Genomic DNA, 5722 nt, shown 5'->3' on the forward strand with positions numbered 1-5722 from the left:
GCGTTAGATATGCACATCTTACATCTAAGTGAATCTGATGTTGATAATGGCGGGGCTCGGGCTGCTTATCGTTTGCATCAGGGATTACAATCGATTGGCTGCCATTCACAGATGTTAGTACGAGCTAGGTTCATGAATGATGCCACCATAATCTATAAGCAATCGTCTCTGAAGAAAGCTGCTGCTATATTGTCAATATTTTCCCTCAGATTCTATTTTGAGCATAGGGCTAATAATTTTCCTCCCAGTTTATTCTAGATATCTTAATAAAGTTATGTTTGCCAAGAAAAATATTTGGCGAACATAATTTCAGAGGTACTTTTCATAGGCTAGAATTATATATCTGAGTTCAATATTGTTGAGGAAGAAATTCATAAAATGGACTATTTGTCGAAATTCTTATATGTAATCTCTGCAAGAAAGATCGAGCTCATACTTCTCTTGACCTCGTTTTTGACTATTTCCATGCTAGATGCGATCGGAATAGGTTTGGTTGGACCATTTATAGGGCTAGCAGTAAACCCAACAACTATTGAGAAGAATGAATGGCTTTCCAGATTCTATGAATATTCAAGTTTAAGTGATACAAGCCAATTTATTGCCCTACTGGGTTTTGCCATTATCACTATTTTTTACTTAAAGTCATTTTTCTATTATCAAGTCCAAAAACATGTATACCAGTTTTGTTTTACTCAACAAGTAAAGCTTCGCTTGCGCTTGCTACGCACTTATCTATCTTTACCTTACACATTTCATCTTAGGACAAATTCTGCTCATCTAATTCAAAATATAATTAAGGAAAGCGAGCAATTTAGTTATTCAGTTGCAATTCCTCTCTTAAACTTATTATCCCATGCCTTCATTCTATTAGTTTTACTATTGCTTTTAGCAAAAACAGACTTATTGGCCACAGTTAGTATTCTTGGACTTCTTTTAGTTGCATTTGTACCGTTTCATTATTTTAGACATCATCTGGCTCGTTGGGGCAAAGCTGGTGTCGATGCAAACACAGAGATGCTACGGATTGTAAACCATGCTATTGGCGGGCTAAAAGAAACTCGAGTAATTGGTTGCGAAGTCTATTTTGAAGATCAATTGGGGAAGCAAGTCAATTGTTTTGCCAAAGTTGCTACTAATTTTCATGTATTTCAATTACTACCTAGAATTGTAATTGAAGCGCTCTTAATTACTTTTGTTATTGGTTTTGTTTCAATTTCATTGTTTTATGAAGATCGATCTCAGAATTTGGTTTCTGTTTTAGGCATCTTTGCAATCGCATCAATTAGGCTTTTACCTTCCTCTAGTCAGTTCATGTCGAATCTAGGCGTTTTAAGGAATTTCAAGCCAACTCTTGAAAAAATTTATTATGATTTAAAGGAGATTGAAACACCTGAGGCTATTGACTACATAAAATTATTTCACAAGGCTTCAGATCCTAAAGACTTGAAATCTTTTGGCACCTACAACGAATCTGTTAAGTCTGGCATTCTATTTAATAATAAAATTTCTATTGATCGGCTTAATTATTTCTATCCAGGCAGTGCCATAAATTCTCTTAGTCAAATTTCTTTGACTTTAAAAAAAGGCGAATCAATTGCTCTGATTGGAAAGTCTGGAGCAGGGAAAACTACGCTAGTAGATGTTCTTTTAGGCCTGCTCATACCCCAATCAGGAGATATAAAGGTAGATGATTTTTCGGTTTATGAAAATCTGCGGTCATGGCAGAATTTAATAGGCTACATACCTCAAACCATTTTTCTAATTGATGACACCATTGAGCGAAATATTGCTTTTGGAGTTCCAGATCATCTCATCGATCAACATCAGCTTAGTAAAGCTATTCAGCTAGCTCAGCTTTCAGGCTTAATTGATCAACTACCTGATGGTATTCAAACAATGGTTGGTGAGCATGGAGTCAGGTTATCCGGAGGGCAACGTCAACGTATTGGTATCGCTCGTGCTTTATATCATGAACGTGAGATTCTTGTCCTTGATGAGGCTACGTCTGCTCTAGACAGCGAAACTGAAAACTTAATCAGTCAATCGATTCAGCAACTTAGCGGAACCAAAACAATGATCATCATTGCTCACCGTTTAACGACTGTTGAACATTGCGATCGCATCTATGTGATGGAGAGAGGGAAGATTGTTAAATCTGGAAGCTACAAAGATGTCGTTTTAGTGTAGTCATTAGCAGCGCTAATGACATCCTGGACGCACTGTGATGTAGCCCAGCAAGCTTAATGACTCGATCGCCCATCCTATTTCAGCACTCAGAGACACCTTAAGGGTAATTTATCATCGCAGTAGTTATTGGTTGTCTATATGTACTGGTTGTACTGCTGAATCAGTTTAGCGATTACCCCCGTCCACCCGGTTTGGTGGCTGGCACCTAGGCCAGCACCGTTATCGCCATGGAAATATTCATAGAAATAGAGGTAGTTTTGCCAGTGGGGGTTCTGCTGAAAGAGCTGGGTGCCGCCGTAAACTGGCCTCTGTCCCTGATCGTCAACCAGGAAGATCGTCATCAGTCGACGAGATAGCTCTGCCGCCACCTCCCACAGGTTCATCCACTGGCCCGAGCCGGTGGGGCACTCGACTTTAAAGTCGTCACCTAAATAGTGGTGAAAGTTTTGCAGCGACTCGATCAGCAGATAGTTGACCGGAAACCAGATCGGCCCCCGCCAGTTGGAGTTGCCGCCAAACAGTTCGCTGCTCGACTCCGCCGGTTCGTAATGCACCACATAGTCTTCGCCGTCGGTGCTGAAACAGTAGGGATGGTCGGCATGGTAGCGGGAGAGGGCACGCACGCCATAGGGACTCAAAAATTCGGCTTCGTCTAGCAACTTAGTGAGAATGCGGCGCAGTTTATCGTTTGGTTCTACCCGACCCAGGGTGGCGTAGCACAGAGACAGCATGCGACGCGCTCCCACCCCTTCGGTCTCCATGCAGGCAACGTTCCGCTTCAGCATAGGGCGGTTATTGATGAACCACTCTAGCCGCTGCTTAAAGCCAGGCAGTTTGTTCAGCAGGTCGGGTTCCAGGGTAGTGACGGCAAACAGGGGAATTAGGCCTACCATCGATCGCACCTTGAGCTGCTGGCGGTGGCCGCCAGGGAAGTTGAGCACATCGTAGAAAAAGCCATCGTCATCATCCCAGAGCTGGCTACGGTCTTCGCCGATATGGTTCATGGCGTCGGCGATGTAGATAAAGTGCTCGAAGAACTTGGTGGCCATGTCTTCGTACACCGGGTTCTCTTGGGCCAGCTCCAGGGCGATGGTCAGCATGTTGAGGCAGTACATGGCCATCCAGCTGGTGCCGTCGGACTGCTCCAGATGGCCACCGGTGGGCAGTGACGCACTGCGGTCAAACACGCCAATATTGTCGAGCCCCAAAAAGCCTCCTTCAAACACGTTGCTGCCACGGGCGTCTTTGCGGTTGACCCACCAGGTGAAGTTGAGCAGCAGCTTTTGAAAGACCCGCTCTAGAAAGGGGCGATCGCCCTTGCCGGTAAGTTTTTCGTCAATCTTGTACACGCGCCAGGTGGCCCAGGCGTGGACGGGTGGGTTGACATCCCCAAAGGCCCACTCGTAGGCGGGGATTTGCCCGTTGGGGTGCATGTACCATTCCCGCGTCATAATATCGAGCTGGGTTTTGGCAAACTCGGGATCGATAGTAGCCAGGGGAATGCAGTGAAAGGCCAGATCCCAGGCGGCAAACCAGGGGTATTCCCACTTATCGGGCATGGAGATAATGTCGGCAGCATCCAGTTGGCCCCACTGGCGGTTGCGACCATAGCGATGGCCATCGGGGGGCTGGGGCATAGTGGGGTCACCCTTGAGCCAACAAGACACATCAAAGTAATAGTACTGCTTGCTCCAGAGCAGCCCAGCAAAGGCCTGGCGCTGCAGGTTGCACTCGTCGGCGCTGAGAGAGAAGGGCGTAACCGCCTGGTAAAACTGGTCGGTTTCCTGAAGGCGGGTTTTGAGAATTGACTCAAAGTCGGCAAAGGGATCGATCCCCTCCAGCCCCCCTTCAAAAGGGGGAAGTTCAGTTAACCGTAGGTGAATTAGGCGGGTCTCGCCGGGGCTAAGCTCCAGGGTATAGTGGGCAGCGGCCTTGGTACCTACGCGATCAGGGTTCACCGCAGCCCGATCGCCCTCGATCACGTAGCGATGAAAGGCGTCTTTGACGTAGGGCGTGGGGTTGTTGCCGCCGTAGAGCTTTTGGTAGTTGGTTTCGTTTTCGGTAAACAGCAGTGGGCGATCTCCCTGCCAGTTGTCGTGGCCCTGGCAGTAGAGATAGCGGATACCCAGGTCGGGATGGCTAGCTTCCAGGGTGCTAAATCCAGGCTGACTATCGGCCAGTTTGATCCGGGGTTTCTCGGTGCCCTCAGCCCAGCTCCAGGTGTTGCGAAACCACACGTGGGGCAACACCGAGAGGGTCTGGGTCTCGGGCCCATGATTGACCACAGCAATCTGAATCAGAATGTCTTCAGGGCCAGCTTTGGCATATTCCACAAACACGTCGAAGTAGCGATCGCCATCAAACACCCCGGTATCGAGCAGCTCAAATTCAGGCTGCTCGCGTCCACGCCGCTGGTTTTCTTCGACTAGTTGGGCATAGGGATAGGCGGCTTGGGGATATTTGTAGAGCCCCTTCATGTAGGAATGAGTGGGGGAGCTATCCAAATAAAAGTAGTATTCTTTGACGTCTTCGCCGTGGTTGCCCTGGGTGCCAGTGAGACCAAACAGGCGCTCTTTTAGCACCGGATCCTGGCCATTCCAGAGGGCGATCGCAAAACACAGCCGCTGCTGCTCATCCGAGATGCCCAAAATGCCGTCTTCGCCCCAGCGATAGGCCCGCGCGTGGGACTGCTGGTGAGAGAAGTCATCCCATGCCTCGCCACCGGGGCTATAGTCTTCGCGCACCGTGCCCCACTGGCGATCGCTCAGGTACGGCCCCCAACGTTTCCACAGCGTGCTCTCACTGTAGACAGAGCGGAGGCGTTGGTGTTCGGGGGTAGGCATGGTTAGAGGATGGGTTGGAGGGATGGGGGCAGGACATGGCTAACGGCAGGCGTCCTGCAGTTCTAGGGGTAGCGATCGCCCTAGGAGCAATGGTTTGCCCAGCGATTGGCTTCCAGATCGTAGGTCTGGCCGCTGTAGTCAACCTGTTAATCTACTTTACTAACCAGTAGGGTGCGATCGGGTCTTTTCCCATCTCGCCGTAGACATCGTCAAACTGCTCAGCTTCGGCAGTGTTCCTCTGCGGTTCTCCCAGCTCTATGGACTCACTGCGAAGCGGTTTAGCTGAGTGGGGTGTGCCAGAGAGTCAGGTCTACTTTGAGTTGTTCACAAAACCTGCAGCTAAGGCAGCAACCCCAGCTGCCACCACCAACGAAGCCACCCAAACTGCTGAAGTGGTCTTGGCCAAGTCTGGCAAAACCGCTACCTGGTCAACGGTTAGCGGCACCCTGCTGGAGTTTGCCAAAGACCAGGGGCCAACCCCCGACATAGCTGCCGCGCTGGCATCTGCCTGACCTGCATGTGCCGCCTAGAAGCAGGAGAAGTCACCTAGGATGAACCACCGACCCTGACTGCCTGACACATCTTTAGGCAGCCTCCCAGGGTGGTAATTGACAGCACAGGGATTGGATCCTAGAGAACCAGATGCGGTCATAATACCGGGCTTCAGCTCTTTTAGAGGCAAAACAGGGCTC

At 48.8% G+C, this 5722-nt stretch carries 3 protein-coding genes and 1 pseudogene; 3 read left to right on the forward strand and 1 reads right to left on the reverse strand.

Annotation, left to right across the window (positions count from 1 at the left end; genetic code table 11):
• Positions 1 to 258, forward strand: a pseudogene (locus IQ254_RS31920) (glycosyl transferase); the annotation flags it as partial.
• Positions 259 to 465: 207 nt separating this feature from the next.
• On the forward strand, positions 466 to 2187 hold the full coding sequence (locus tag IQ254_RS29310) for an ABC transporter ATP-binding protein (protein ID WP_228041216.1): 1722 nt from the start codon (positions 466 to 468) through the stop codon (positions 2185 to 2187).
• A 134-nt stretch (positions 2188 to 2321) separates the two neighbouring features.
• Here IQ254_RS29310 and IQ254_RS29315 read toward each other — a convergent pair whose 3' ends face one another.
• Positions 2322 to 5030 (reverse strand): glucosidase, encoded by a 2709-nt coding sequence (locus IQ254_RS29315; protein ID WP_193969683.1) that lies wholly within the window; start codon positions 5028 to 5030, stop codon positions 2322 to 2324.
• A gap of 257 nt (positions 5031 to 5287) precedes the next feature.
• On the opposite strand from IQ254_RS29315, the gene IQ254_RS29320 reads away from it, so the two are divergent.
• Positions 5288 to 5542, forward strand: coding sequence for a hypothetical protein (locus tag IQ254_RS29320; RefSeq protein ID WP_193969684.1), 255 nt, complete (start codon positions 5288 to 5290; stop codon positions 5540 to 5542).
• Positions 5543 to 5722: the final 180 nt, after the last annotated feature.

Origin of the sequence: Nodosilinea sp. LEGE 07088, from assembly GCF_015207395.1 — a bacterium.
GTDB lineage: Bacteria > Cyanobacteriota > Cyanobacteriia > Phormidesmidales > Phormidesmidaceae > Nodosilinea.